The sequence below is a fragment of the Actinocorallia aurea genome (assembly GCF_054783995.1).
On sequence record NZ_BAAGPQ010000035.1, the window covers coordinates 117,695 to 144,469 of the forward strand.

General features: G+C 72.9%; 23 protein-coding genes. 9 read left to right on the forward strand and 14 right to left on the reverse strand.

Annotated elements, in window-relative coordinates; all coding sequences use genetic code 11:
* Positions 1–190: 190 nt before the first annotated feature.
* From ACYVOM_RS37270 to ACYVOM_RS37280, 3 genes are all read right to left on the reverse strand, one after another.
* The gene (locus ACYVOM_RS37270; RefSeq protein WP_460308322.1) at positions 191–2,689 is read right to left on the reverse strand and encodes a sugar phosphate nucleotidyltransferase; all 2,499 of its coding nucleotides are present in this window, start codon (positions 2,687–2,689) and stop codon (positions 191–193) included.
* On the reverse strand, positions 2,686–3,291 hold the full coding sequence (locus ACYVOM_RS37275; RefSeq protein WP_460308323.1) for a CDP-alcohol phosphatidyltransferase family protein: 606 nt from the start codon (positions 3,289–3,291) through the stop codon (positions 2,686–2,688). The genes ACYVOM_RS37270 and ACYVOM_RS37275 overlap by 4 nt, the downstream gene beginning before the upstream one ends.
* Before the next feature lie 102 nt (positions 3,292–3,393).
* Positions 3,394–3,873: a hypothetical protein gene (locus ACYVOM_RS37280; RefSeq protein ID WP_460308324.1), complete on the reverse strand. Its 480-nt coding sequence runs from the start codon at positions 3,871–3,873 to the stop codon at positions 3,394–3,396.
* 147 nt (positions 3,874–4,020) lie between these two features.
* Between ACYVOM_RS37280 and ppk2 the strand changes: the two genes are divergently transcribed.
* On the forward strand, positions 4,021–4,812 hold the full coding sequence (ppk2, locus tag ACYVOM_RS37285) for a polyphosphate kinase 2 (protein WP_460308325.1): 792 nt from the start codon (positions 4,021–4,023) through the stop codon (positions 4,810–4,812).
* A gap of 7 nt (positions 4,813–4,819) precedes the next feature.
* On the opposite strand, the gene sulP is transcribed toward ppk2, so the two are convergent.
* Positions 4,820–6,496 (reverse strand): sulfate permease, encoded by a 1,677-nt coding sequence (gene sulP, locus ACYVOM_RS37290; RefSeq protein ID WP_460308326.1) that lies wholly within the window; start codon positions 6,494–6,496, stop codon positions 4,820–4,822.
* Between the two features lie 132 nt (positions 6,497–6,628).
* Between sulP and ACYVOM_RS37295 the strand changes: the two genes are divergently transcribed.
* From ACYVOM_RS37295 to ACYVOM_RS37305, 3 genes are all read left to right on the forward strand, one after another.
* Positions 6,629–7,471: a polysaccharide deacetylase family protein gene (locus tag ACYVOM_RS37295; RefSeq protein WP_460308327.1), complete on the forward strand. Its 843-nt coding sequence runs from the start codon at positions 6,629–6,631 to the stop codon at positions 7,469–7,471.
* Positions 7,472–8,416: 945 nt separating this feature from the next.
* Positions 8,417–9,826, forward strand: coding sequence for an MFS transporter (locus tag ACYVOM_RS37300; protein WP_460308328.1), 1,410 nt, complete (start codon positions 8,417–8,419; stop codon positions 9,824–9,826).
* Positions 9,823–10,359 carry a TetR/AcrR family transcriptional regulator gene (locus tag ACYVOM_RS37305; protein ID WP_460308329.1) on the forward strand — a complete coding sequence of 179 codons (537 nt, stop codon included), beginning with the start codon at positions 9,823–9,825 and terminating at the stop codon, positions 10,357–10,359. Before ACYVOM_RS37300 ends, ACYVOM_RS37305 begins: the two co-directional genes overlap by 4 nt.
* A gap of 103 nt (positions 10,360–10,462) precedes the next feature.
* Here the strand turns inward: ACYVOM_RS37305 and ACYVOM_RS37310 are convergent, their stop codons facing one another.
* Positions 10,463–11,737, reverse strand: coding sequence for a lysine N(6)-hydroxylase/L-ornithine N(5)-oxygenase family protein (locus ACYVOM_RS37310; protein WP_460308330.1), 1,275 nt, complete (start codon positions 11,735–11,737; stop codon positions 10,463–10,465).
* Between the two features lie 141 nt (positions 11,738–11,878).
* Complete coding sequence (locus ACYVOM_RS37315) at positions 11,879–12,736, reverse strand: SDR family oxidoreductase (RefSeq protein WP_460308331.1); 858 nt, start codon at positions 12,734–12,736, stop codon at positions 11,879–11,881.
* Positions 12,737–12,844: 108 nt separating this feature from the next.
* Between ACYVOM_RS37315 and ACYVOM_RS37320 the strand changes: the two genes are divergently transcribed.
* The gene (locus tag ACYVOM_RS37320; RefSeq protein WP_460308332.1) at positions 12,845–14,143 is read left to right on the forward strand and encodes a TIGR04013 family B12-binding domain/radical SAM domain-containing protein; all 1,299 of its coding nucleotides are present in this window, start codon (positions 12,845–12,847) and stop codon (positions 14,141–14,143) included.
* Between the two features lie 31 nt (positions 14,144–14,174).
* Here the strand turns inward: ACYVOM_RS37320 and ACYVOM_RS37325 are convergent, their stop codons facing one another.
* The 4 genes from ACYVOM_RS37325 to ACYVOM_RS37340 form a co-directional block, all read right to left on the reverse strand.
* Complete coding sequence (locus tag ACYVOM_RS37325) at positions 14,175–14,612, reverse strand: nuclear transport factor 2 family protein (RefSeq protein WP_460308333.1); 438 nt, start codon at positions 14,610–14,612, stop codon at positions 14,175–14,177.
* A gap of 118 nt (positions 14,613–14,730) precedes the next feature.
* On the reverse strand, positions 14,731–15,768 hold the full coding sequence (locus ACYVOM_RS37330; protein WP_460308334.1) for an acyl-CoA dehydrogenase family protein: 1,038 nt from the start codon (positions 15,766–15,768) through the stop codon (positions 14,731–14,733).
* A complete protein-coding gene (locus ACYVOM_RS37335; RefSeq protein WP_460308335.1) occupies positions 15,765–16,934 on the reverse strand; it encodes an acyl-CoA dehydrogenase family protein in 1,170 nt (389 codons plus the stop codon). The genes ACYVOM_RS37330 and ACYVOM_RS37335 overlap by 4 nt, the downstream gene beginning before the upstream one ends.
* Before the next feature lie 56 nt (positions 16,935–16,990).
* Positions 16,991–17,869: an alpha/beta hydrolase gene (locus tag ACYVOM_RS37340; RefSeq protein WP_460308336.1), complete on the reverse strand. Its 879-nt coding sequence runs from the start codon at positions 17,867–17,869 to the stop codon at positions 16,991–16,993.
* A 100-nt stretch (positions 17,870–17,969) separates the two neighbouring features.
* Here ACYVOM_RS37340 and ACYVOM_RS37345 point away from each other — a divergent pair, with 100 nt between their 5' ends.
* From ACYVOM_RS37345 to ACYVOM_RS37355, 3 genes are all read left to right on the forward strand, one after another.
* Positions 17,970–19,049, forward strand: coding sequence for a calcium:cation antiporter (locus ACYVOM_RS37345; protein WP_460308337.1), 1,080 nt, complete (start codon positions 17,970–17,972; stop codon positions 19,047–19,049).
* Between the two features lie 117 nt (positions 19,050–19,166).
* Positions 19,167–20,036, forward strand: coding sequence for a hypothetical protein (locus ACYVOM_RS37350; RefSeq protein WP_460308338.1), 870 nt, complete (start codon positions 19,167–19,169; stop codon positions 20,034–20,036).
* A gap of 121 nt (positions 20,037–20,157) precedes the next feature.
* Entirely contained in the window at positions 20,158–23,076 is a 2,919-nt protein-coding gene (locus tag ACYVOM_RS37355; RefSeq protein ID WP_460308339.1) for a BTAD domain-containing putative transcriptional regulator, read from the forward strand.
* A 69-nt stretch (positions 23,077–23,145) separates the two neighbouring features.
* On the opposite strand, the gene ACYVOM_RS37360 is transcribed toward ACYVOM_RS37355, so the two are convergent.
* The 4 genes from ACYVOM_RS37360 to ACYVOM_RS37375 all read right to left on the reverse strand — a co-directional run bounded on the left by ACYVOM_RS37360 (position 23,146) and on the right by ACYVOM_RS37375 (position 25,846).
* On the reverse strand, positions 23,146–23,613 hold the full coding sequence (locus ACYVOM_RS37360; RefSeq protein ID WP_460308340.1) for a P-loop NTPase family protein: 468 nt from the start codon (positions 23,611–23,613) through the stop codon (positions 23,146–23,148).
* Between the two features lie 268 nt (positions 23,614–23,881).
* Positions 23,882–24,829: an aldo/keto reductase gene (locus tag ACYVOM_RS37365; protein WP_460308341.1), complete on the reverse strand. Its 948-nt coding sequence runs from the start codon at positions 24,827–24,829 to the stop codon at positions 23,882–23,884.
* A gap of 46 nt (positions 24,830–24,875) precedes the next feature.
* A complete protein-coding gene (locus ACYVOM_RS37370) occupies positions 24,876–25,265 on the reverse strand; it encodes a PPOX class F420-dependent oxidoreductase (RefSeq protein ID WP_460308342.1) in 390 nt (129 codons plus the stop codon).
* 92 nt (positions 25,266–25,357) lie between these two features.
* Positions 25,358–25,846 carry a GNAT family N-acetyltransferase gene (locus ACYVOM_RS37375; RefSeq protein WP_460308343.1) on the reverse strand — a complete coding sequence of 163 codons (489 nt, stop codon included), beginning with the start codon at positions 25,844–25,846 and terminating at the stop codon, positions 25,358–25,360.
* Positions 25,847–25,943: 97 nt separating this feature from the next.
* On the opposite strand from ACYVOM_RS37375, the gene ACYVOM_RS37380 reads away from it, so the two are divergent.
* Positions 25,944–26,775, forward strand: an 832-nt coding sequence (locus ACYVOM_RS37380) for a serine/threonine-protein kinase (protein WP_460308344.1), incomplete at its 3' end; no start/stop codon positions are given.

Below are 26,775 nucleotides of genomic sequence, written 5' to 3' on the forward strand. Positions count from 1 at the left end.
CTCGGCGAGTCCCCCTGGACCGCGCCTCACAAAAGAACACTTCCCGTCAGACGCTACCCGCCGCCATGATCGACGGTCTACGCCGCCGCGCGGTGGAGCCCTCCGGAAAGCCTGTCAGGAAGACCGTACCGCGCGGACGGCGGTCGCGGAGCCCCCGGTGATCGAATTACCGGTCCCGGGGGCGGGATTTTCAGCTTCCGGCCGCCTCGACGACCGCCACCCACTCGTCCATGAGCGCGCGGGCCGCCTCGTCGTCGGGCCCTTCGGCCCACAGGTGGGTGACCGCTTCGGCGGGGTCGGGCAGGACCAGCGCCCACCTGCCGTCCGTCTCGACCACGCGGACGCCGTCGGTGGTGTCGACGGTCCGGTCCCCCGCCGCCTCGACCACGTGCCGCATGACGCTGCCCTTGGCCGCCCACGGAGTGGGCACCGAGGCGCGCAGCAGGTGCGCGGCGGGGATGCGCTCGTCGATCTGGGAGAGCGTCATCCGGGTGCGCGCGACCAGGCCGATGAGCCTGATGAACGCCGCGATGCCGTCGACGGTGTGGCTGAACTCGGGGAAGACGAACCCGCCCCGACCGTCGCCGGCGAAGACCACCTCGGGGTCGGCCGCCGCCTTCGTCAGCACGTCCTGGTGGGTGGTGGTCCAGCGCACCTTGACGCCGTGCGCCGCGCAGACCCGCTCGGCCACCCGGGTGGTGGTGACGGGCAGCGCCACGGTCCCGCCGGCCCGCTCGGCCGCCACGAGGTCGAGCAGCACGAGCAGCGCCCTGTCGTGGGAGATCGGCTCGCCCTTCTCGTCGACGAGGGCGATCCGCTCCCCCACGGGGTCGAACCGGACGCCGAAGGCCGCGCCGGAGGACGACACGATCGCGCCCATCGTGGCCAGGGCCTCCTCGCGCATGGGCGGGGTCTCGGTGGGGTGGAGCTCGTCGAGCCGGTTGTTGAGGGTGAGGACGTCGACGCCGACCTTGGTGAGCAGGATCGGCAGGACGTTGGCGGTGACGCCGCCCGCGCAGTCCACGACGATCTTGAGCCCGGCCTCGTCGATGCCGGACATGTCCATCTGGCGGACGAGGTCGCGGCTGTAGCCCTCGACGGTGCGGGTGGGGTAGCTGAGCTCGGCGATCTCGCCGGGGAAGGCCCGGCGGAACTCCTGGCGGCCGAAGACCCGCTCCAGCTTGCGCTGGGCGGCCTGGGAGAGGTCGGCGCCGGTCTCGTCCAGGAAGAGGATGTCGACGCTCTGCGGATCGCCGAGGGTGGTCCTGATCACGATCCCGCCCGCGCAGTCCTCGCGGGCGGTCTCGAAGCGGGCCACGGGCAGCGCGCACGCCTCCAGGTCCTCGACGTTGATCGCGCCGGCCGTCAGCGCGGCGATGACGGCCCGCTTCAGGGTGCGCGCGGCGCGGGAGGCGTCGCGGGCGGTGATGACCGTGGCGCCCTTCTTGAGCGACGTGGCGTAGGCGCTGGTGAGGCGGACGGCGAGTTCGGGGGTGATCTCGACGTTGATCAGCCCGGAGACGCCGCGCGGCCCGAAGAGGTTGCGCTGGCCGCGGGACTCCCAGATGACCGAGGTGTTCACCACGGCCCCCGCCTCGACGGTCTTGAACGGGTAGACCTTGACGCCGTGGGCCAGGTAGGCCTCGGCCTCGATGACGCACTCGTCGCCGACGACGCAGTTCTCCTCGACCCGCGCTCCGGCCATCACGTCGGTGTTCTTGCCGATGACGCAGCCGCGCAGGTTCGTGGACGGCCCGACGAAGACGTTGTCGTGCACGACGGCCCGGTGCAGGAAGGCGCCCTCCTTGACCACGACGTTGCTGCCGAGCACGGTGTACTCGCGCAGTTCCGCCCCTGCCTCGACCTTGGCGTAGTCGCCGATGAAGAGCGGGCCCTTCAGGACGGCCGAGGGGTCGACCTCGGCGCCTTCGGCCACCCAGACGCCGGGCGAGACCTCGAACCCGTCCATCTCGACGTCGACCTTGCCTTCGAGCATGTCGGCCTGGGCCTTCAGGTAACTCTCGTGGGTGCCGACGTCCTCCCAGTAGCAGTCGGCGACGTAGCCGAACAGGGGGGCGCCTTCGGCGAGGAGCTGGGGGAAGACGTCGGAGGACCAGTCGACGCTTTTCCCGGGGGCGACGCGCTCCAGGACCTCGGGCTCCATGACGTAGATGCCGGTGTTCACGGTGTCGGAGAACACCTGGCCCCAGGTCGGCTTCTCCAGGAAGCGCTGGATGCGGCCCTCGTCGTCGACGATGATGATGCCGAACTCCAGCGGGTTGGGCACCCGCTTGAGCCCGATGGTCACCAGGGCGCCGTTCTCCTTGTGGAACCGCACCATGTCGGTGAGGTCGATGTCGGTGAGGGCGTCGCCGGAGATGACCAGGAAGCGGTCGTCCTTGAGTGCGTCCTCGGCGTTCTTGACGCTGCCCGCGGTGCCGAGCGGCACCTCCTCGGTGGCGTACTGCAGGCTCATGCCCAGTTCTTCGCCGTCGCCGAAGTAGTTGCGGATCAGCGCCGCGAGGAACTGGACGGTGACGACCGTCTCGGTGAAGCCGTGTCTCTTCAGCAGCCGGAGCACGTGCTCCATGATCGGTCGGTTGATGACGGGGAGCAGGGGCTTGGGCTGGTTGGCGGTCATGGGACGCAAACGCGTCCCCTCGCCTCCGGCCATCACTACGGCCTTCATGGGGCTGGTGCGACTCCCTCGTTCTCGGCGCCCGCTCGGGGGGGCAGCGCTCGGATGAGTTGTCGTGCCTGTCGGGTGTAAAGGGCTGCGGCCCACCAGTACAGGGCCGTGCCCCAGAGGGCGAAGGCCCATCCGACGACGCGCGCGGTGGTGGCCGCGGCCCCGTCGTGGGCCCCCCACAGAAGCAGGGGGAAGGCGTAGAGGAGGCACATCGTCGCGGCCTTGCCGACGAGGTGGACCGGCAGGCCGGTCCAGCCGCGGCGTTTGACGACGGCCAGGACGAGGCCCATGTAGACCTCGCGTGCGGCGAGCGCGGCGAGCAGCCACCACGGGATGATCTCCCGGACGGTGAGCCCGACGAGCGTGGCGAGGATGTAGAGGCGGTCTGCGGCGGGATCCAGGAGGGTGCCGAGCCGACTGGTCTGGTCGAGCGCGCGGGCCAGCTTGCCGTCGGCCCAGTCCGACAGGCCCGCGAGCACGAGCAGGCCGATGGCCCATCCGTCGTGCTCGGTGAGGACCAGCCAGAAGAAGAGCGGAACCCCCAGGAGGCGAGCCAGGCTCAACGCGTTCGGCACCGTGAAGATCCGGTCCCTCGTCTCCAAGACGTCCCACCTCCTGAACCGACCTTACCGGGCGGTTGATCGAAGCCCCCTGACTGGATCGCTCCAGCGTGCCGATGATGGCAGGTATGACGCACTTCACATTCACCGGGCCGTCAACTCGCCAGTCGAGGACGCCGGGGCGACCTCGGGGACGAGCAGGCAGAGCAGGGTGAAGAAGGCGATCGCGCTGTAGACGATCACGTGCAGGAGCGAGGGGCCGAGGGCGCCCAGCGGGATGGCGGTCGTGTCGGCCCTGGCGGCCAGCGCCGACACGCCGCAGATGAGCGCGCCGACGAGGCATGCCTGCAGGACGCGGCGCTGCGCCCGCCGCCAGCGCGCGGCGTCGCGGTGGACGGCGAGGCCGTACAGCGCGGCGAGGACGAGGACCGCGGCGTTGACGGTGCCCCACGCCAGCAGGATCACGTACTCGAACAGCGCGGAGCCGATGTCGATCCCGCGGCCGGCGGGGGGCGGCCCGGTGACGGCCTCCATCGGGAGGGTGACGTACCCGACGCAGACGATCACGAGTTCGATCCCGCCGACGAGTGCCGCGAGGCTCATGGCCAGCCGTACGCCTCGCATGTCCGCTCCCCGGATCGCCTCGTTCAGCAAAGCGTAATCGTGTGATGACCAAAGGTGGCGCCATGGTCCGCCAAGTGTCACCAAAGGCACTGATTTCGGATGACTTTGCCCGCTTTCCCCGTCGTCCGTATGCGGATAATGGAGATCATGGCGAAGAAGCTCCCGCGTGAGGCGTACGACCGCGAGATCCTCCGGCTCCAGGCCGAGCTGGTGAAGCTCCAGGAGTGGGTGAAGGCCGAAGGGAAGCGGGTCGTCATCGTCTTCGAGGGCCGGGACGCCGCAGGCAAGGGCGGCGCGATCAAGCGCGTCACCGAGTACCTCAGCCCCCGGGTCGCGCGGATCGCGGCGCTGCCCAAGCCCACCGAGCGCCAGCGCACCGAGTGGTACTTCCAGCGGTACGTGGCCGAGCTGCCCGCCGCCGGGGAGATCGTCCTGTTCGACCGGAGCTGGTACAACCGGGCGGGCGTCGAGCACGTCATGGGCTTCTGCACGCACGCGGAGTACTCGCGCTTCCTGCACCAGTGCCCGATCTTCGAGCGGCTGCTCGTCGAGGACGGCGTCCTGCTGCGCAAGTACTGGTTCTCCGTCAGCGACGCCGAGCAGAGCAGGCGCTTCGAGTCCCGGCTGGACGACCCGATGCGGCGCTGGAAGCTGTCCCCGATGGACCTCGAGTCGATCACCCGCTGGGAGGAGTACTCCCAGGCCAAGGACCAGATGATGCTCTACACCGACATCCCCGAGGCGCCCTGGTACGAGGTCGAGAGCGACGACAAGAAGCGCGCGCGGATCAACATGATCTCCCATCTGCTCTCGACGGTCCCGTACTACGAGGTGCCTTCGCCGCAGATCCAGATGCCGGAGCGGCCCGAGCCCACGGGCTACGTCCGGCCGCCGCGGCAGACCACGGTCGTGCCGGACGTCACCCGGTCGCTGGGCTAGGTGAGGGCTAGGCGCCCTTCCGCCCGTCGCCCGGCTGGGCGCCCGTCCGCTCGGTGAAGGCGCCGACGGCGGTCGGCAGGGTCGGGAAGATCAGGTCCTCGGGGATCGGCTCCAGGAGCCCGAACCTGCGCAGGTCGGCCAGCAGGTCCTGCTTGACGTGGGCGAGGGCCAGGACGATCCCGCGGCGCTCCAGTTCGGCGGCGAGGTCGGCCAGGGCCTCCAGGGCGGTGCTGTCGACCTCGACGATCGCCTCGGCGTTGAGCAGGAACCAGGCGGGAGGCTCGGCGGGGGCCTCGGCCGCGGCGAGCGCGCGGCGGCGGAAGTCCTCGGCGTTGGCGAAGAACAGCGGCGAGTCGTACCGGTAGACGACGAGGCCCGGCACCGTCTCGGCGTCCGGGTAATCGGTGACGTCATGCATCCCGGCCAGGCCCGGGACCCTGCCGAGCACGGCGGCGCGCGGGCGGGCCACCCGGCGCAGCAGGTCGAGGACCGACAGGCCGATGGCGACGAGGATGCCGTAGAGCACGTCGAGGAAGAGCACACCCGCGACGGCCGACAGGGCGAGCAGGAGTTCGCTGCGCCGGAAGGCGGCGAGCTTGCGGAACCCGGCGAGGTCGACGAGCCGGAAGGCCGCGTAGACGACGAGCGCGCCGAGCGCGGCTTGGGGGAAGGACGCGAGCAGCGGGTTCAGCACCAGCAGCACCGCCGCGACGCAGGCCAGCGCGACCAGGGAGAACGCCTGGGTGCGGGCGCCCGCGGCGGCGGCCAGCGCGGTGCGGCTGCCGCTGCTGCTCACCGGGAAGCCCTGGAACAGGCCGGCCCCCGCGTTGGCCGCGCCGAGCGCGACGAGTTCGGCGTTGCCGTCCGCGCGCCGGCTTCCGGGCGTCTCGAAGGCGCGCGCGGTGAGCATGGTGTCGGTGAAGGAGACGAGCAGGACGCCGAGCGCGGCGGGCACCAGCACGGCAGCGTCGGACACGTCCGGCAGCGCGGGCAGCGGCAGCCCGGCGGGCACCTCCCCGACGACGGCGATGCCCCGCTCGTCGAGGGCGAAGGCGGCGACGGCCCCGGCGGCGAGCAGGACCGCGAGCAGAGGGCCCGGCCAGTGCGGACGCCATCTCTGGACGGCGAACAGGAAGCCCAGGCAGGTCAGCGAGAGCGCGAGGGTGCCCGCGTGGACCCCGGAGATGTTCCCGGCGAAGGAGACCGCCTCCTCGACCACGCCCCGGCCCTCGACCGGGACCCCGGTGACGCGGGAGAGCTGTCCGCAGACCATGACGACGGCGACGCCCGCGAGGTAGCCGACGAGGATCGGGTGGGAGAGCAGGTCGGCGACGAAGCCGAGCCGCAGGAGCCGGGCGGCGAACGCGAGGAGGCCGGTGAAGAAGGCGAGCCCCGCGGCGAGGGCCGCGTACCGCGCGGGGTCTCCGTCGGCGAGCGGCCCGATGACGACGGCGGTCATGAGCGCCGTCGTCGCCTCGGGGCCGACCGAGAGCCTTTCGGACGACCCGAAGAGCGCGTACGCGACGAGCGCGGGGAGCATCGCCCACAGGCCCGCAACGGGCGGCAGACCGGCCACCGCGGCGTAGGCCATGACCTGCGGGACGAGGTAGGCCGCCACGGTCACGCCCGCGGCGGCGTCGCCCCGGAGCCATTCCCGGCGGTACCCCCGCCACCACTGCGACATCCGCAGATCATCCCAGTTTCCCGGCCTTTCGGACACCCGGCCCGAGCGCGCGCGCCGCCTGGTTTTCCCCGGCCGTCATCGGGCAGTGTCCGTCCTGCAAATGATCTTCACGGGGCGCTCGGGGGACGGTCGATGAGGAAGCTCGCGGTGGCGATGACGGTCGCGCTGGCGCTGGTCGCGGTGCTCGCCCTCGGGGCGAGCGTGGCCATCGGGATGGCGGGGCTCGGCGTCGTCGCCGTCGTCGGCGACGTGCACCTGCTGCCGGAGGGGCCGGCCCCGGGCGTCCGCAACAGGCCCGCCGTACCGGTGGTCGCGGCCGACGCCGAACGGCGCCGGGGCCTGCGCGCCGACGCCTACCCGAACGACTGCGCGGTGGCCAAGTGCGTGGCGCTGACGTTCGACGACGGCCCCGGCCCCTACACCGCGCAGCTGCTGAGATCGCTGGCGCGCGAGGACGTCCGGGCGACGTTCTTCGTGCTCGGCGAGAAGGTCGAGGAGCTGCCCGAGGTGCTGCGCGCGACGGCCGCGGCCGGGCACCAGATCGGGAACCACACCTGGGACCACCGCGACCTCACGGGTCTGGACGCCAAGGGGATCAGGGACGAACTCTCCCGGACGTCCGACCTCGTCACGCGGATCGCCGGGGTGCGCCCCTCGGTGATGCGCCCGCCGTACGGGGCGAGCGACGGGAAGGTCGCCAAGGAGCTCGCCGCGCTCGGGCTGCCGGAGGTGACCTGGACGATCGACCCGCAGGACTGGCGCGGCATGGCGCACGACGCGGTCGCGGCGAAGGTGCTGAAGGAGGTGCAGCCGGGCGAGATCGTGCTGCTGCACGACATCAGGAAGGACAGCGTGGAGGCGGTCCCGCAGATCGTGAAGGAGCTGAAGAAGCGCGGCTACGTCTTCGCGACGGTCTCGGAGCTGCTCGCGCCGACGGTGGTGACGCCGGGCGTCCAGTACCGCGGGCTGCTGTGACCGTTCCTGAGCACTGTTCAGGAGTGTTCCTCCTGTGGTCAGTGGCCTGTCCCGAACGGTGCTGGACAGACTGGTCCCCTGCTTTCACGTGCCTGGTGGGCGGGCGGATCGTGTCCGCCGTCCGGTCCGGACCGGGCAGGGTTCCTCACACCCAAGACCATGATGCCGGGCCTGGACGGTCCGATGCCCCGCACCATCACTCCGATGATGCGGGGGCGGTGCCGTCCGACGCCGGGCATGATGGCCTTGGGCGCGTCGTCCGATCACGAGGCTCGCTGCCTCATGACGGCTGGTCGTGTGTCCGGGTGTGCTGGTGGGTTGCTGCCAGTGCTGGGCTCCCCACCGGCTGGTGTAGGCCGCATCCACCGCCACCAAAGCGATCCCCTGCTCGGCGGCCATGGACACCGGGCGGGCTTTGAGCCGTCCGGTCGGGATGCCGTGGACGACCTGCCGGAGGCGCCGCCTGCCGTGTTTCTCGCGGTGTTTGACGTCGGTGAAGTCGAGATCCTCGATCGCGATCGCCGCCACACCCAGGTGCCGGGTCCAGTGCAGCAGCCCGGTCAGGGCGTGCCTGCGCGACCACGAAGGGCACCGCCATCGGCCGCAGCGGCTTCGGCTCACCCATACCCGGCCGCCGTCCCCCACGCCGCACAGGCCCGCACCCGCAACAGGCACGCAGGCCACGTCCCGAAAACCCGGTGACACGTGTCCCCGCCATGCCGCCGGAGCTCGGAGGCCACACCATTGACCAGCGATACCACGACCACCCCCCCGAACCGAACCCCATCGTCCTGAATCAAGACCTGCGCACCAGAAAACCGTCCAGACACTCCTGAACACTCACAGGCAACAGTCCAGCACCCCGCGGTGACGATCGTGTGACGAGACGCAGGTCACCCGTCGGTTTTCGGCCCCACTGCGGTGAACATATGTTTACCTAGGAGAGTGAACAGACGTACACCCCCCATCACCTTGATCCTCGCCTCGTCCGGGACCGTCGTCGCGCTGATGCAGACGATCACCGTCCCGATGCTGCCGATCCTGCCGGAGATCACCGGGAGCGCGCCCGCCGACGTGAGCTGGATGGTCACCGCGACCCTGCTCAGCGGCTCCGTCGCCACCCCGCTCCTCGGCCGCGCGGGCGACATGTACGGCAGGCGCCGGATCCTGCTGTGGGCACTGGGCGTGGTCGTCGTCGGATCGCTGCTCTGCGCGGTGTCCTCCGCGCTGCCGCTGCTCGTCCTGGGCCGGGCGCTCCAGGGCGTCGGCCTCGCCGCGACCCCGCTCGGCATCAGCATCCTGCGCGACGAGCTGCCGCCCGAGCGCGTCGCCGGAGGGGTCGCCATGATGAGCGCGACCATCGGCATCGGCGCGGCCATCGGGCTGCCGATCGCCAGCGTCGTCATCCAGTACGTCAGCTGGCACGCCATGTTCTGGGTGTGCGCGGTCGCCGCCCTGCTCGTGCTGCTGCTCGTGCGCTGGCAGGTGCCGGAGTCGGCGCGCGCCGGCGCGGCGCAGCGGTTCGACTACCCGGGCGCGGTCGGGCTCGCCGCCGTCCTGGTGTGCCTGATGCTCGCCGTCACCAAGAGCCCCGACTGGGGGTACACCGCGCCCGCGACGCTCGGCCTCGGCGGGACCGCGCTCGTGCTCGCGCTCCTGTGGGGCCGCTACGAGCTGCGCCGTCCCGCCCCGCTGCTCGACCTGCGCGTCGCCGCCCGGCCCGCGGTCCTGCTGGCCAACCTCGCCGCGCTGTTCGTCGGCTTCGCCTTCTACGCCAACTCGCTGTCGACCGCGCAGCTCGTCCAGGAACCGAAGAGCACCGGCTACGGGCTCGGGCTGTCGATCGTGGCGAGCGGCCTGTGCCTGCTGCCCGGCGGCGTCGCGATGGCCATGCTCGCCCCGGTCTCGGCGCGCCTCACCAACCGGCGCGGCGCGAAGACGACGGTGGCCCTGGCCTCGATCGTGATCGCGCTAGGCTATGTGGTCCGCTACCTCGCCAGCCACGCCCTGTGGTCGATCATCCTGGGAGCCACCGTTGTCGCCATCGGCACCGCACTGGCCTACTCCGCGCTCCCTGTGCTGATCATGGGCGCGATCCCCGCGAGCGAGACCGGCGAGGCGACGGGCGTCAACACGCTCATGCGGATGGTCGGCCAGGCCGTCTCCAGCGCCATGAGCGCCGCGGTGCTCAGCCACCTGGTCATCGGCGGCTACCCCAGCCTCGACGCCTACCTGCTCATCTTCCTCGTCGCGGGCGCCGCCGCGATCGGCGCGTTGGTGTTCGCGCTCCTGGTGCCGCGCCGCCCGCTCGCCCTGCCCTCGACGCTCGCCGCGCCCGCACCGGAGCCCGCGTGAGCGAACCAGGCCGCGCCGCGATCCTGCGGGCCGCCCGCCGGGCGTTCGCCTTCCACCCCTACGCCAAGGTGACGCTGCGCTCCATCGCGGCCGAGGCCGGGGTGAGCGCCGCGCTCATCGTCAAGCACTTCGGCGGCAAGGAGCAGCTGTTCGAGGCGGTCGCGGACTTCTCCGGCGACGCCGAGGCGCTCCTGTCGGTCCCGCTGGACGACCTCGGCCGCCACCTCGTGGAGACCGCGGTGATGGTCCGCCACCGGGACCTGCCGCCGCCGCTCATCCGGGTGGTGTTCGGCATCGGCGCGGGCGACGAGCGGGAACTGCTGCTGCGCCGCTTCCGCGAGCAGGTGACCGACCGCCTCGCCGCGCTGCTGCCCGGCCCCGACGCGGCGCTGCGCGCGGAACTGGTGTGGGCGCACGTCCTCGGCCTGTCCACCGTGCTCAGCCTGCACAAGCAGGGTGCGGTGATGGCCGCCGACCCCGAGGCCGTCATCGCCCGGTACGCCCCGGCCGTCCAGGCCCTCATCGACGGCTGAACGGACGGGCGCGGCGCCCGTCCGTCCTGCCGTGTCGCCGTCCTGGCGTGTCGCCTGCCGTGTCGCCGTCCTGGCGTGCTGCCGCCGGCCTGCCGGAGCCGGCTCAGACCGCCACGAGGCTCCGGGCGCGCACCAGGGACTGGACGATCTCGCCGGCCCGCACCGCGGTGTTGGACAGCAGCGTCGAGCTGAGCCCGTGGGTGCGCTCGGTCGCGCCCTGGAGGTAGACGCCGCAGGCCACTTCGGGGGACATCGCGAGCCGGTAGTCGCGGGACACCTCGGGCGCGCCGTCGGGACGCCGCACGCAGTGGGCGGCGAGGTCGCCGAGCATGGCGAGCGGGTCGCGGCTGCGGTAGCCGGTCGAGCAGACGAGCGCGTCGGCCTCCAGGACCGTCCGCTCGCCCGTCGGCAGGTACTCCAGCAGGGCGCGGACGCCGCCGGAGTGCTCGGTGAGTTCCAGGACCCGCGAGACGTTGAGGATGCGCAGCCGCTCCTTGCCCTGCACCTTCTCCTGGTAGACGCGCCGGTACAGCTCGTCGATGAGGTCCATGTCGACGACGGAGTAGTTGGTGGACCCGTGGTAGTCCAGCAGCATCCGCTTCACGTCCTCGGGCGCGTAGTGGAAGTGGTCCACCGCTGCCGGGTCGAAGATGCGGTTGGCGAAGCTGCTGTCGTCGGCCGGGGTGTAGCCGTACTTGGCGAAGACGGCGCACACCTCGGTCTCGGGGAACGTCTGGTGGAGGTGGTCGACGACCTCCGCGCCGCTCTGGCCCGCGCCCAGCACCATCAGCCTGCGCGGGGAGTCCAGCTCGGGCAGGCGGCGCAGCAGCTCGTGGCTGTGCCAGACCCGGTCGCCCAGCGCGATCCCGTCGGGCACCGCGGGCTCCAGCCCGGTCGCGATCACCAGGTTGCGGGCGCGCCGCACGACGGTCCGCCCGTCCTTCGCGGCGACGATCTCGACGGCCGTCACGATCCCGTCCTCGACGACGGGACGGACCGCGAGCACCTCGGTCCCGTACTCCACCTGGTCGGTGAAGCGGGAGGCGGCCCACTCCAGGTAGTCGTGGAACTCGACCCGCGACGGGAACATCGTCTTGTGGTTGATGAAGTCGACGAGCCTGTCGCGCTCCTTCAGGTAGTTCACGAAGCTGAAGGAGCTCGACGGGTTCCGCATCGTCGCGAGGTCCTTGAGGAACGAGACCTGCATCGTGGTGCCCTCGATGAGCATGCCGCGGTGCCAGCCGAACGCGGGCTGCCGCTCGAGGAACACCGCGTCGAGGTCGCCGGCCTCCTCACGCAGGGCGATCGCCAGGCCTAGGTTGGAGGGACCGAATCCGATCCCGACGAGGTCGTGGACCTGCTCTGCGGTGCTGGTCATGGGGCGCCCTTTCAGACGAGTCGGCGAAAGAGGAACTTAGGTAAGCCTTACGAAGGTAAGCCTTACCTATATTCGCCGTCCAGCCCGGAAGGCGCACAGAACCGGGACTTCCCGATCCCGGACGCGCCCGCGCCCCGCGCTTCAGCGCTTCTCGTCGGCCGCCCCGCCCGCGCCGACCAGGCGGTTCTTCATTCCCGCCGCCTTCCACTTCTCGTCGAAACCCGCCAGCATCTTGGCCGACTCCCGCGTCACCACCGCCGGGATGACCGGACGCAGGTAGCGCAGCGCGGGCAGCCACCACTGGCCGTAGACCTGCGGGCGGCGCCGCACGATCCCGGCGACGAGGCGGTCGACGGTCGGCGCCAGCGGATAGGTCTTGCCGGTCGGCCACGGCATCTTGGCGCGCAACTCGCCGAGCGCCTTGTCCTCGTCGGCGCCGCGGACCATGTCGGTGTCGGTCCAGCTCAGGTAGCCGACGCCCACGCCGACCCCGTAGCGGGCCACCTCGGCGCGCAGGGAGTGCGCGAACGCCTCGACACCGGCCTTGCTCGCGCAGTAGGCGGCCATCATCGGCGCGGCGGTCAGCGCGGCGAGGGACGCGACCTGGAAGAAGTAGCCCTTCGACGTGCGCAGCGCGGGCAGGAACGCGCGCGCGGTCGTGACGCTGCCGATGAGGTTCACCTGGATCACGCGGTTGAACGTGGCCGGGTCCGACAGCTCCACCGGGCCGCCCGTGGCGATGCCCGCATTGGCCACGACGACGTCCACCCTGCCGAACCGCTCGACGACCTCGGCGGCCACCGCGGCCATCGCGGCGTCGTCGGTGACGTCGGCCTTCCAGGAGGCCGCGCCGTTCCCGCACTTGTCGGCGACCCGGGCCAGCTCCTCGGGCTCCAGCCCGACGAGGGCCAGCCGGAAGCCCTTCCCGGCGAGGCGGAGCGCGATCAGCTCGCCCAGTCCGCGGGCCGCGCCCGTCACCACTGCCACTTTGCCGCTCATGCCGCCTCCGATTGCTCCCGTCGTGACCGAACGGTCCGGATCTTAGACGAACTGTCTAGTAAGCGCCAGACCCGGGATCGGCCGCGATGCCGGTAACCTTGCGTGCCTATGGATGTGACCGTGGTGGCCCGTTACCGCAAGGCGGTGACCTACGGGATTCATGCCCTGCTGGCGGCCCTTGAGGCGTCCGGCGAGCCCTGCACGCTGCGCTACGGCACGAGCGCCGAGGAGACCGCCGAGCAGATCGCCGCGGCGGCCGGCACCCGGGTCCTGGTGCTCTGGTCCTTCTACTCCCCCGACGCCGAGGCGATGGCCGCCGAGCTCGCCACCGTCCGGGCTCTCACCGACCGCGGCGCCCACCCCGAGGTCCTGCACATCGCCGGCGGCGTCCACGCCACGGCCGAGCCGCAGCACATCCTCGACTCCGGCTGGGACCTCGCGGCCATCGGCGAAGGCGAGTCCACGATCGTCTCCCTCGTCGCGGCGCTGCGCGCGGACACGCCCCTGCGCGAGGTGCCCGGCCTCGCCCTGCGCGACCACGACGGCGTCGCCCTGCGCACCCGCCCCGCGCCTCAGCTCCCCCTGGACGCCCACTTCTCCTTCCCCGCCGTGCGCCGCCACGTCGGCCCGATCGAGCTGACCCGGGGCTGCCGCTACACGTGCAGGTTCTGCCAGACGCCGTTCATGTTCGGCGGGCAGTTCCGGCACAGGTCAGTCGAGAGCGTCCGCGCGCACGTGCGGCGGATGCGCGAGTTCGGGCTGAAGGACGTCAGGTTCATCACGCCCACGTCGCTGTCGTACGGCACACCGGGGCCGGACCCCGATCTGGACAAGGTCGAGGAGCTGCTCTGCGGGGTGCGCGAGGAACTGCCCGACCACGGGCGCATCTTCTTCGGCAGCTTCCCTTCCGAGGTGCGGCCCGAGCACGTCACGCCCGAGGCGATGGTCCTGCTGCGGCGGTATGTGGCGAATGACAACATCATCATCGGGGCGCAGTCCGGCTCCGACAGGATCCTCGCCGCCTCCGGCCGCGGCCACGGCGCCGGACCCGTCCGCGACGCGGTGCGCATCGCCGTCGAGCACGGGTTCCGCCCGAACGTCGACTTCATGTTCGGCATGCCCGGCGAGGACGCCGAAGACCAGGCCGCCTCCCTCAGGCTCGCCGAGGACCTCGTCGACCTGGGCGCCCGGATCCACACCCACACGTTCATGCCGCTGCCCGGCACGCCCTGGCGCGACGCCGATCCCGCCTTCATCCCGGTGCGGACGATGAAGCGGCTCGACACCCTCGCCCAGCGCGGCGAGGCCTACGGGCACTGGCGCAAGCAGGCCGAGCACTCCGCCCGGCTCGCCGAGACCGCCCGCGCCTACCCGCGCCGCACCAGGCGCCGCCGCGTCGAGGAGTAGCCCCGGCCCGTGGGAAAGGCGGCGCGGGGCGTCAGTGGAAGACGCGCCAGGTCTGCTCGACGACGAGCTCGCGGCTGCGCCACCCGTCGGCGGTGCGCTCCATCCTGTGGTGGTAGTAGCCGCCGCCCTGGATGAGGCCCCGCACGCCCTTGCCCGAGAGCGGCTCCCGCGAGGGCGCGAGGGTGTCGGTGAACGCCACGGTGACGCCCGCGTGCTGCTCGCCGTCGAAGGCGATCGCGGGCGGGCCGAGGAGGTGGAGCCTCCCGGGGAAGGCGGGCAGTACCTCGCTCAGCCAGCCGCGGACCTCCGCGAGCGAGCCCTTGGCGCCGCCCGTCGCGGTGTAGTCCAGGACCGCGTCGACGGTGAAGACGGTGTCGAGCAGCGACCACCGGCCGCTGTCCACGGCGAGGCCGTACCGGGCCAGCAGATCCGCGATCTCCAGCCGGTCGAGCAAGATCCGTTCGGTCATCGAGGGGGCACCTCCGTGCGCCGGGGAAGGCCGCCGTGAGGCGGTCGCGCCACCGGGCATGCTGCCATGGCCTTCGCGGCGCACGGTAGTGCCCCGCGCTGCGCTCAGAGCGGACGCGTCACAGCGGCAGGTCCACCAGCCCGGCCAGGGTCGCCCGGTGCCGGTGCGGGGCGCCCAGCGCCAGCGAGAGGGCCTTGGCGCGCTTCAGCCACAGATGGGGCTGGGCCTCCCAGGTGAAGCCGATGCCGCCGTGCAGCTGCACGCACTCCTCGGCGGCGCGCAGCGCGGCCTCCGAGCAGTGCGACTGGGCGACGGCCGCGGCGACCGCGAGGTCCGGGTCGCCGCTCGCCGCGCACGACGCCGCGTAGCGGGCCGCCGCGCGGGCCTGGGCGACGGTCAGCCACAGGTCGGCCAGCCGGTGCTTGACCGCCTGGTAGGAGCCGATCGGACGGGCGAACTGGTGCCGCGTCTTCACGTACTCGACCGTGGTCTCCAGGCACTGCTCCGCGACCCCGAGCTGCTCGGACGCCAGGAGCGCGGCCCCGATCGTCCAGGCCTTCCCCGCGGCCTCGGGGCCCGCGACGCGCCTGCCGGACGCGCCGGTGAAGTCCAGGTCGGCCAGCGGGCGGGTCTGGTCGAGGCTGACGACCGGGGCGGCGGCCACCTCGGAGGCGTCATAGGCGTACAGGCCGTCTTCCTTCGGGAGCAGAAGGACGTCGGCCGTGAGCGCGTCGGCCACGCCCGCCACCACCGGGCCCTGCGGGCCTGGCCGGTGGGCGCCGAACGGCACCGCGAGCGTCACCGCCTTCTCGCCCGAGGCCGCCGCCTCCAGCAGCGCGGCGTCGTCGCCCTCCAGCAGCGCCGCGACGCCGAGGACCGCCGCGCCGAAGTACGGGACGGGCGCGGTGGCCCGGCCCAGCTCCTCCAGCACGACCGCCACCTCGCGCCAGGACGCGCCCGCGCCGCCCCTGTCCTCGGGCACGGCCAGGCCCGCCGTGCCGAGCTCGGCGGCCACCACCTTCCACAGGCCCGCGTAGCCGGTCTCGCCGCTCTCGGTCCAGGCCAGCACCTGCTGCCAGTCGGCCCGCTCCCGCAGCGCGCGGCGCACCCCGGAGCGCAGCTCCTCTTCCAGCTCGCTGTACAGCAGGTCGCTCATCGGGGCAGGTCCTTCCAGGGGATGTCCTTGTCGACGCGGTGCTCGCCCGGCAGGCCCAGCACGCGCTCGGCGATGATGTTGCGCAGGATCTCCGAGGTGCCGCCCTCGATGGAGTTGCCCTTGGCGCGCAGGTACCGGTAGCCGGGGCCGCGGCCCGCGAAGTCGACGCTGTCGGGACGGCGCATCGTCCACTCGTCGTACCGCAGGCCCTCCTCTGCCAGCAGTTCGACCTCGAAGTCCGTCAGCGCCTGGTTCAGCTCGCCGAACGCCAGCTTCATGCCGCTGCCCTCGGGGCCCGGCTTGCCCGCGGCCAGCGACTGGCTGAGGCGCCGCGCCGTCTGCCGGGTCACCTCCGCCTTCACCCACAGCGACAGCAGCTCGTCGTGGAGGCCCGCCGCGCGGAGCTCGGGGCGCTCGCGCCATGCCTCGGCGATGAGGCCCAGCACGCCTGACTCACGCGGCACGGCCTGCCCGCCGATCGAGACGCGCTCGCTCATCAGCGTGGTGTTCGCGACCATCCAGCCCGCGCCGACGTCGCCGAGCCGGTCGGTGTCGGGGATGTGCACGTCGGTCATGAAGACCTCGTTGAACTCCGCCTCACCGGTGATCTGGCGGAGCGGGCGCACCTCGACGCCCGGCTGCCGCATGTCCAGCACGAAGTAGGTGAGGCCCCTGTGCTTCGGCACGTCCGGGTCGGTGCGGGCGACGAGCAGGGCCCAGCGGGCCTTGTGCGCCATCGAGTTCCAGACCTTCTGCCCGTTGACGACCCAGCCGTCGCCGTCGCGGACGGCACGGGTGGCCAGGCCGGCGAGGTCCGAGCCCGCGCCGGGCTCGGAGAACAGCTGGCACCAGATGTCCTCGCCCGTCCACAGGGGGCGGAGCCACCTCTTGCGCTGCTCCTCGGTGCCGACGGTCAGGATCGTCGGCGCGGCCATGCCGAGGCCGATCGGGTTGACGTCGGGCCTGTTCGAGGGCGTGCCCCTGAAGGCCGCCTCCACCTGCCGCTGCGCCTCGCGCGGCAGGCCGAGGCCGCCGTGCCCCTCGGGGAAGTGCACCCAGGCGAGGCCCGCGTCGTAGCGCGCCCGCAGGAACTCCAGGGGCTCCATGGCGTCCGGATCATGGTCGGCCAGGAACCTCGTCAGAAGCTCGTCCAGAACTTGTACCATGCAGAGGAAACTGCCACGTAAGTGACTACTTTCGCAAGGGTGCCGGCCGGTCCGTTTCAGCCGTTCAGCGCCCTGCCGAGGAACTTGACGACGTCCGGCATGACCCGCCGCCAGTAGCCCACCGTGTGCAGACCGAGGTCGAACTCGGCGACGTCCGCCCGTGCCCGCAGGGCCATCCGGCGCGAGGGCCTGATGAACGGGTCCTCGGTGCCGCACCAGAGGCCGAGCGCGCCGGCGAGCTTGCCTTCCGGGCCCTCCAGCGGCTCCTCCTCCTTCCACATGCCCCGGTCGCTGTAGGCGGAGACCGTCCGGGCGTCGGCGAAGGTCGGGAACAGAGCGGGCGACAGCGCCGCCACCGCCGCGACCGGCCTGCGCCGCGCCATCCGCAGCACGCCGGCCCCGCCCATCGAGACGCCGAGCAGCCCCGACGGCACCGCGAAGCCCCGCAGCGCGATCCACCGCGGCAGCTCCCGGAACACCATCGCCTCCGGGTCGTCGCCGGGACTCTTCTCGTGCCAGTAGCTGTGCTGGCCGCCGTCGACCGCCGCCACCGCGAACGGCGGCACACCCGCCCGCACCGCGGCGGTGAGGAACTGCGGCAGGCCCAGGCTCACCCAGAACGACGCGCCGACGCCCGCGCCGTGCAGGGCGAGCACCACCGGCAGGCCCTTGGCCTCCACGCCGTCCGGCACCATCGTCACGACCTCGACCTCGACGCCCCGGGCCTGCGACCTGCGCCGGAACGCCGCGACCTGACCGGTCGGCACCGCCGGGACCGTTCCGTCTTCGCCCGTCATACCGAGCGCCTTGCGCAACCGCGCACGCCCCGGCAGCAGACCTCGGTCCACCGCCACGAATCCGCCCGCGCCCAAGGCCGCCGCGCCGAACGCGCCCGCGGTCCCTCCGGCAAGAAGGGCCCGTCTATTGATCGGCATGAAAACCCCCGTTTCCGAACTTGCGGACAGAGCGTTTCACACAATGATCATCTCGGGTAGGCCGACTGCATCCCCCTCACCTCGCATTAAGGGGACCGCCTTGAAGCTCTGGACCACGGCGCTGCCGATCCTCGCGGTCATCGCCCTGATCCTCGCGCTCGGCCGGAAACCGCCGGGCATCGTGGTCCTCGTCATCGCGGTGCTGCTGGCCGGGGCCGTCCTCGCCGCCGTCCACCACGCCGAGGTCATCGCCCACCGGGTCGGCGAGCCTTACGGCTCCCTCGTCCTGGCCGTCGCCGTCACCGTCATCGAGGTGGCGCTGATCGTCAGCGTCATGCTCTCCAGCGGCGAGAAGGGCGCCTACCTGGCCCGCGACACGGTCTTCGCCGCCGTCATGATCACCTGCAACGGGATCGTCGGCATCTCGCTCTGGGTGACCGCCCAGCGGCGGCGCCTCGCCCACTTCCAGCCCGGCGGGACCGGCGGCATGCTCGCCATCGTCAGTGCGCTCGTCACCCTCACCATGGTGCTGCCGACCTTCACCACGACCGCCGCCGGGCCGCGGTTCGCCACCGCGCAGCTCATCTTCGCCGCCGTCGTCGCCTGCTTCCTGTACGGGCTGCACGTGTTCACCCAGACCGTCCGGCACCGCGACTACTTCCTGCCGATCACCAAAGAGGGCGAACTCCTTGAAGAGGATGAAAGCCACGCCGACCCGCCGACCAACGGCGAGACCCTCTACAGCCTCGCGCTCCTCATGGTCGCCCTCGTCGCCGTCGTCGGACTCGCCAAAGTCGAGTCGCCCGTCATCGAACGGGGCGTCCAGGCGCTCGGGATGCCCCACGCGGTCGTCGGCGTCGTCATCGCCCTGCTCGTCCTGCTGCCCGAGACCATCGCCGCCGTCCGGGCCGCGCAGCGCGGCCTCACCCAGACCAGCCTGAACCTCGCGCTCGGCTCGGCCAACGCCAGCATCGGACTGACCATCCCCGTCATCGCGATCGCGTCCTTCATCATCCCCGGCGACCTCGTGCTCGGGCTCGGGGCGACCCAGCTCGTCCTGCTGATCCTCACCGTCGCCGTGTCCATCCTCACGATCGTCCCGGGCAAGGCGAGCGTGCTCCAAGGCGGCGTCCACCTGGCCATCTTCGCCTCGTTCCTGTTCCTCACCGTCGTGCCCTAGCCCCGGTTCCGCGCGGCGATACCGCACACGCCGTCACGGATGATCCAGTAGGCTCGCCTTTGTCCGGAGAACGGCCGCCCGCGGCGGCCCGGCAGGCTCGAAGGCGGACCACATCCCATGCGCGCAGGCGCGGCGCTCTTCCTCCTCACGGCCACGGCGGCCGCAATTCCCGGTGCCTCCGCACAGGCGGCCCCGGGCGACGGCGTCCTCGTCGTGCACACCACCATCACCACTGCCGACCCGACGCGCGGCACCGAGGTCCGCGGGCAGGTGTGGGTGGCCGCCACCGGCGGGACCGCCGCCAACGCCACCCTGACCTTCTCCGCGGCCCCCAACACCGGCGTCGGCCTGGAACCGGTCTGCACCCGTACCGCGCAGGGCTACTGCAAACTCGGCGACGTCGACGCCGGCGGCACCTCCATCCCGTTCACCCTTCGCGTGAAGGCGGGCGCCTCTCCCTTGACCGTGACGCTCGGCGCCTTCACCCGCGCCGACGCGTCCGAGTCCGTCGGCGAGTACACCAAGATCACCTTCGCCCGCACCCCGCCGAAGACCCAGACTCCGTCGGCCGAGGACACCTCGGCCCCCGCCGCCACGCCCACCGCCTCCGCGACGACCCCCGCGCCGGCCGCCCCGGCCGCGGTGCCGGCCCCCGGCACCTCCACGGACCCGTCCGTCGCCACCCCCCAGGCCGCCGCCCCCGGCGCGGCCCTCCCCCAGGTGGCGGCGACCCCCACGGCCTCCACGCCCCCCGGCTACGCCGTCCCCCCCTCGACCGAGCAGCCCCTCCCCGCGACCGAACTCACCGGCGCGGGCGACGTCTCCCCCGTCCTCGCCCTGGGCCAGAGCGTCTGGCTGGGCGTCCTCCTGGCCGCCTGCACCCTGGCCTCCGCCGCCGCGATCAGACGGGGCACCCGCATCAGGCACGCCACCCCGGGCCCCAGCAGCCCGGCCCCCCGCCGCCGCCGTCGTCGCCGCAAGCCCTGACCGGACCCGCATCAGCACAGTGGGGGTGGCGGGCCGATCGTGTGGCGGCGCGGGAGGCGTCGGGGCCGGTGGCGGCGTCGGGAGATACGCGGATAGGGCGGGTATGCACGACAATCAGGTCATGCGCTTCGGGATTCTGGGGGTCGTCGAGGTTCGGGAGGCCGGCGGGCGGGTCGTCCCGCTCGGCGGGCCGGGCGTGCGGGGGCTGCTGGGGCTGCTGCTTCTGGAGGCCGGTCGGGTGGTTCCGGCGGAGGCGCTGATCGACGCCCTCTACGGGGACGAACCGCCGGAGAGCGCGCGGGGCGCGCTGCAGGCGCGGGTCTCGCGGCTGCGGCGCGCGCTGGGCGGCCTCGCCGAGGTGGAACTCGTTCCCGGCGGCTACCGGCTGGCGGCCGAACCGTCCGACATCGACGCCCACCGCTTCCGCGCCCTCCTCGCCGAGGCGTCCGGGCTGCCTCCGGCCGACCGGCTCCCCCTCCTCGACGAGGCACTCTCCCTCTGGCGCGGGCCAGCCCTCGCCGACGTCCCCGCCCTGCGCGGCCATGCCGCCGCCTTGGAGGAGGCCAGGGCGTCGGCCGTCGAGGAGCACGGCACGACCCTGCTCGCCGTGGGCCGCGCCGCCGACGCGATCGCGCCCCTGCGGGCGCTGGTACGGTCCGAGCCTTTTCGGGAGCACGCCCGGGCGCTGCTCATGCGCGCGCTCTACGGCGCGGGCAGGCAGGGCGAGGCCTTGGAGGTCTTCGAGGAGGGCCGCAGGATCCTCGCGGACGAACTCGGGGCCGACCCGTCCGCCGAACTCGCCGCGGTCCACCTGGAGATCCTCCGCGCCGAGGCGGCTCCCCCGCCCGTCGCGTTCTTCGGCCGGACCGCTCCGCGGCTGCCCGCGCGGCTCACCAGCCTCGTCGGCCGCGACGCCGACCTCGCCCGGGTCGGCGAGCTCCTCGACGACTTCCGGCTGCTCACGCTGCTCGGACCTGGCGGCACCGGCAAGACCCGCCTCGCGGTCGAGGCCGCCGAACGGGCGGGCGGATACGCGGTGTTCGCCGACCTCGTCCCGGTGCCCTCCGGCGCCGACGGGAACACCGTGGCCCTCACCGTCTCCGACGTCCTCGGCCTCCGCGAAGTCGGCGTCCTGCCCTTCGAGGCCCGCGCCGAACCCGTCGAACGGCTGCGCCGCGAACTCGACGGCCGCGCCGCCCTGCTCATCCTCGACAACTGCGAGCACGTCGTGGACGGCGCCGCCGACCTCGCCGCCCGGCTCCTCGCCGCCCTCCCCGACCTGCGGATCCTCGCCACCAGCCGGGAGCCCCTCAGCGTCACCGGGGAGACCCTGTGGCCCGTCCGCCAGCTCACGGTGCCCGAAGCGGACGACCCGGACGCCTGCGAGGCCTCCGCGGTCCGGCTCTTCGCCGACCGGGCCGCCGCCGTCCGCCCCGGATACCGGGTGACCTCGGAGGATCTGCCCCATGTCGTAGCGATCTGCTCAGCGCTCGACGGGATGCCCCTGGCGATCGAGCTCGCGGCCGCCCGGATGCGCGCGCTGGACGCCGCCGAGGTCGCGGCGGCCCTGAGCGACAGGTTCGCGCTGCTGTCGCGCGGCGACAGGTCCAAGAACCCGCGCCACCGCAGCCTGCGCGCCGTCGTCGAGTGGAGCTGGGACCTCCTCACCCCCGAGGAGCAGGCGCTCGCCTCCCGCCTCACCGTCTTCACCGGCGGCTTCCGCACCGCCGACGCCCGCGCCGTCTGCGCCGCCGACCCCGCGCTCCTCCTCGACCTCGCGGACAAATCCCTCATAACGCGAGGACCCGACGGCCGCTTCACCATGCTGAAGACGATCAGCGCGTTCTGCGCGGAACACCTCGCCGCTTCCGGCGACGAGTTCGGCCTCCGTCTCGCCCACGCCGCGCACTTCCTCGACCTCGCCGACACCGCCTACCCCCGGCTGCTCGGCCGCGACCAGCTCGACTGGCTCGCCCTCCTGCGCGCCGAACACGGCAACCTCCACGCGGCGCTGCGCTTCGCCGTCCGGGCCGACCCCTTCCTCGGAATGCGGCTCGTCGCCGCCCTGTCGGGATACTGGTGGCTGCGCGGGCTGCACGCCGAAGGGGCCGCGGCGGCACGGGACCTGCTCGCCGCCGCGCCGGAGCCGCCGACCGGGCTCGACGAGGAATGGGCGGCCTGCGTCGCGCTCGCGACCATGGCCGGGGAGCGGCCGGTGCCGTCACCGGAGCTGACGGAACGCGCCGACGCCGTCATGCGGCGCATCACGCCCGCGCCGCGCCGTCCGATCCTGCTGGCGCTGTGGGCGATCGCGTCGGGGCCGCCGGACGACCACGCCGAGCAGGTCGCGCGGTTCCGCTCAGGCGACGTCGCCGACCCCTGGTCGCAAGCCCTCATGGAACTGGGCGACGGCATGATGCATCTGTTCGCCGGCGATCACCTGGCGGCCCGGCCGCCGCTCGAAGCCGCGGTGAACTCCTTCACCGCCGTCGGCGAGCGCTGGGGCATGGCGACGGCCCGCGACACCCTGTCGAGCGCCTTCGAGCTGTCCGGCGACCTCGAAGGCGCGCTCGCGCTCCTCGACAGCGCTTTGGAGCTGGTGCGGGAACTCGACTCGCACTCCGAGACCGGCGACCTGCTGCTGCGCCGCGCCGACCTCTTCCTGCGCCTCGGCCGCACGGACGACGCCGCCCGCGGCTACGACGCCGCCGAGGCCGCGGCACGGCGCGGCGGGGCGCGCACGACCCTCGCCGAGGTCAGCCGGGGCCGCGGCGACCTCGCCGCCCGGCTCGGCCACTGGCGCGAGGCCGAACTCCGCTACCGCACCGCACTCGCCGACACCCTCCCCACCTGGCACTCCCAGCGCAACCGCGCCGAGTCCCACTACGGCCTCGCCCGCGCCGCCGAGGCCCGCGGCGACCTCCCCGCCGCCCGCACCCACGCCGAACACGCCCTCACCGCAGCCGAGGCCCACCCGATGGCCCGCTACCTCACCGCCGACCTCCACGCCTTCCTCACCCGCCTGCCCCCGGCCCCCTGACGACGCGCCGACACCGCACGGCAAAGCCCGCCGAGCAGGACGCGAACGCCCCCGCCGTCGGCCCCGCGCTCAGTGCCTCCCCTCCGCGGCGACCAAGCGGGCAACCGCCCGCGGCGAGCGCAGGACGCGGACGTCGGCATCGGGCGCATGGGCGGCGAGGGCCGCGCGGATCACGGGAAGAGCGCGCCGCCGGTAGGTGAGCACCCAGAGCCAGAACTCCCGTGTCTCGCGTGAGCGGCGCACCGCCCGCCACGCGCACCGCCAGAGCGGGAAGTCCAGCAGCAGGACGGTGTCGGCGGCCCGCAGCCGGACGTCCAGGACGTCATACGGGCCGAGATCCCCGTCGAGGATCCACCCGGGCCCGGCGATGAGCCCTTCCTGGACCTCCGCCCACGCCTCCTTCGGCATCGGGCTCAGACCGTCACTCCAGAAGCACGCGTCGAGCTCCACGACGGGCAGTCCCAGCACCGCCCCCAGCCGCACGGCCAGCGTCGACTTGCCCGCCCCGCCGCGCCCGAACACCACGACCCTCCGCACTCCCCCATCATGCCCCGTGGCCGCCGCGCCGCGCGGATGGCGAAACCTCACCGGCGTGCTGCCTCGGCGGCTCGCCGCCGCGCGCCTCTGCTGCCCGCCAGGCGCTGCACGCGAGGGCCGTCGAGGACGGCATCGCGTTCGCCGGGCGCTCTCGGCGCGCACCGGCGTGGCGACGCACCCTGGGCGACCCGCTGTTCTTCGGCCCCGCAGGGACCCGCGCCGCACGGGGTCCGGGAACGGAGCCGCGCGGCGCGGGCGGGTGCCGGCGTCAGGGGTTGGAGGCCTCGGTGAGGGAGGCGAGGTCGGCGTCGGTGAGCTTGAGGTCGGGGAAGGCGAGGAGCGGCCTGAGCTGCTCCAGGGTGCGGGCGCTCGCGATCGGCGCGACGACCGTCGGCTGGGCGGCGAGCCAGGCGAGGGCGACCACGGCGGGCTCGCTGGCGTGGGCGGCGGCGATCTCGTCCAGCGTCGCCAGGACGCGAAGGGCGCGCGGGTCCTTCAGGAGCGCCTCGCCGCCCCTGGCGCGCGGGCTGTCGACCGCGGGGCCGCCCGGCCGGTACTTGCCGGTGAGGAAACCCGCCGCGAGCGCGTAGTACGGGATCGCCGACAGGCCGTGCTCGACGGCCAGCGCCGCGCGCTCGCCCTCGTAGGTGTCGCGGCTCACCAGGTTGTAATGCGGCTGGATCGCCACATACTTCGCGAGTCCTTCGCGGTCGGAGAACTCCAGCGACGCCCGCAGCCGCTCCGGCGAGATGTTCGAGACCGCGATCTGCCGCACCTTGCCCTCGCGGACCAGCCCGTCGAGCGCGGTGATGATCTCCTCGACCGGGACCGACTCGTCGTCGTAGTGCGTGTAGTACAGGTCGATCCGGTCGGTGCCGAGACGGCCCAGGGACGCCTCCGCGGCGGCCCTGAGGTTCGCCGCGCTCAGCCCCTTGAACCCCGGATGCTGGCCGACCTTCGTGGCGATGACGACGTCGTCGCGGTTTCCGCGCGCGGCGGTCCAGCGGCCGATGATCGCCTCGGACTCACCGCCCGAGTGGCCCGGCACCCAGGCCGAGTAGGAGTCGGCGGTGTCGACGAAGTTGCCGCCCGCCGCGGCGTAGGCGTCGAGGACGGCGAACGACGTGGCTTCGTCCGCCGTCCAGCCGAAGACGTTGCCGCCGAGGTTCAGCGGGGAAACGAGGAGGTCGGAGGTGCCGACCGGCTTCAAGGTCATAAAGGGGAGGAACCCGCTGGGACGGGTGATCATTCCCGCCGGGAGATCAAGATTCGGTCAGCGTGATCCGGATGCCGACGGTACCGGTGTCGCCGCGCCGCAGCCTGCTGCCGAGCAGCGTCAGGGACCCGAGGATCCCGTACTTGCTGCGCAGCAGGGTCCGGTAGGCGGCCGTGTCCTCCACCGAGCAGATCACCGCGGTCCCCGGCACCTGCTCCCCCGTCGGGTTGCCGCGCACGTCGCACGGCCCGACGAGCACGTCGCCGCGGTTGCGGATCCGCTTCACCTTCCCGGATTCCGCGGCCGTCCAGATCCCGAGCGCGTTCCCGTCCCGCACGACCCATACCGGGGTCGCGACCTCGCGCCCGTCCTTGCGGTACGTGGTCACCAGCACGTACTTCTCCGCCGCCAAACGCGCCAGCACCGACTCATCCATGATCACCACCCTACCTATCCGTACCCGCCCGCTCCCGTCCCCCGACCGGACCGTGCCCGTTTCGTGCCCGTACCGTCCCCATCCGGGCCGGATCAGGCGGTGCGGACGTGGACGTGCGCGGTGGGCGTGGCCGACGCGAGCGCGTAGCCGGTCTTGGCCGCGACCCGGCACGCGGCGAGGTCGGCGGGGTCGTGCGCCAGCGCGAGCCGGGGCGGCGCGAGCATCGCCGTCGCCCAACCGGTCACGCACCGGATCGCCGTGGTCGCGGCGCCCCGGCCGCGCGCCCACGGCGCGACCCGGCACAGCACGACGGGCTCGCCGTCCGCCAGCCCCGCCACCCCGACGTGGCCGGCCCACCGCTCCGTCGACGACTCAAGGATCGAGAACGTCACCCGCCCGTCCCACTCGGCCTGCGTCCGCAACCAGGCGGCCGCCCCCTCCGCGGTCTCCGGCAGCGGCGCCGACCACCTCGCGGTGTCCGGATCGGCCGCCAGCGCCAGGAGGTCGGCGGCCTCCGCCTCCCGCGGCGGCCGCAGATGCCACAGCCCCGCCGTGATCTCGGTGTGCTCGATCGCTCCCACCCCCGCATCCTCCCACCCGCCCCGCGCCGCATCGCGACGAGCCGGCGTCGTGGCGAGCGACCGCCCGACGGGCATTCGCGGCACTATCGTGGCGTTCGTGAACGTGGATGGGGGCGGGCTCGTCGGTGGGCGCTACCGGCTGATCGAGTCCGTGGGCGAGGGCGCGATGGGCAGGGTCTGGCGCGGGCATGACGACCTCCTGGACAGGCAGGTCGCCGTCAAGGAGATCCTGCTTCCGCAGGCGGCCCTTCCCGAGCAGCGCGAACTCCTGGTCCGCCGGGTGCTGCGCGAGGCGCGGTCGGCCGCCCGGCTCAGCCACCCGGGGGTCGTCACGGTGCACGACCTCGTCGAGCACCAGGGCGCTCCTATGGTGGTCATGGAGTTCGTCGGCGGCGGCTCGCTGGGCGCGCTGCTCCACGCGGAGGGAAGGCTGCCGCTGGAACGGGTCGCGGAACTCGGCCGGTCCCTGCTCGACGCGCTCGCCGAAGCGCACGCCGCCGGTGTGGTGCACCGCGACCTGAAGCCCGACAACATCCTGCTCAGCGGCGAGCGGACCGTCATCACCGACTTCGGGATCGCCAGCCTCGCCGACGCCACGGTCCTGACCCATACCGGGACGAAGATGGGCACGCCCCTCTATATGGCGCCCGAACAGGTCGAAGGCCGCAAAGCCACGGCCGCAGTCGACCTGTGGTCGGTCGGCGCGACGCTCTACACCGCGGTGGAAGGCAGGACCCCTTTCACCGCGCCCTCCCTCATGGCCCTCTTCCACGCCATCCTCAGCCTCCCCCCGGCCCCGTGCGAACACGCCGGCCCGCTCGCCCCCCTCCTGTCCCTCCTCCTGGCCAAAGACCCCGCCGCCCGCCCGACAGCCGACCAGGCCGCCACCCTCCTCACCCAAGCCCTCACCCCCACTCCCTTCCCCATCT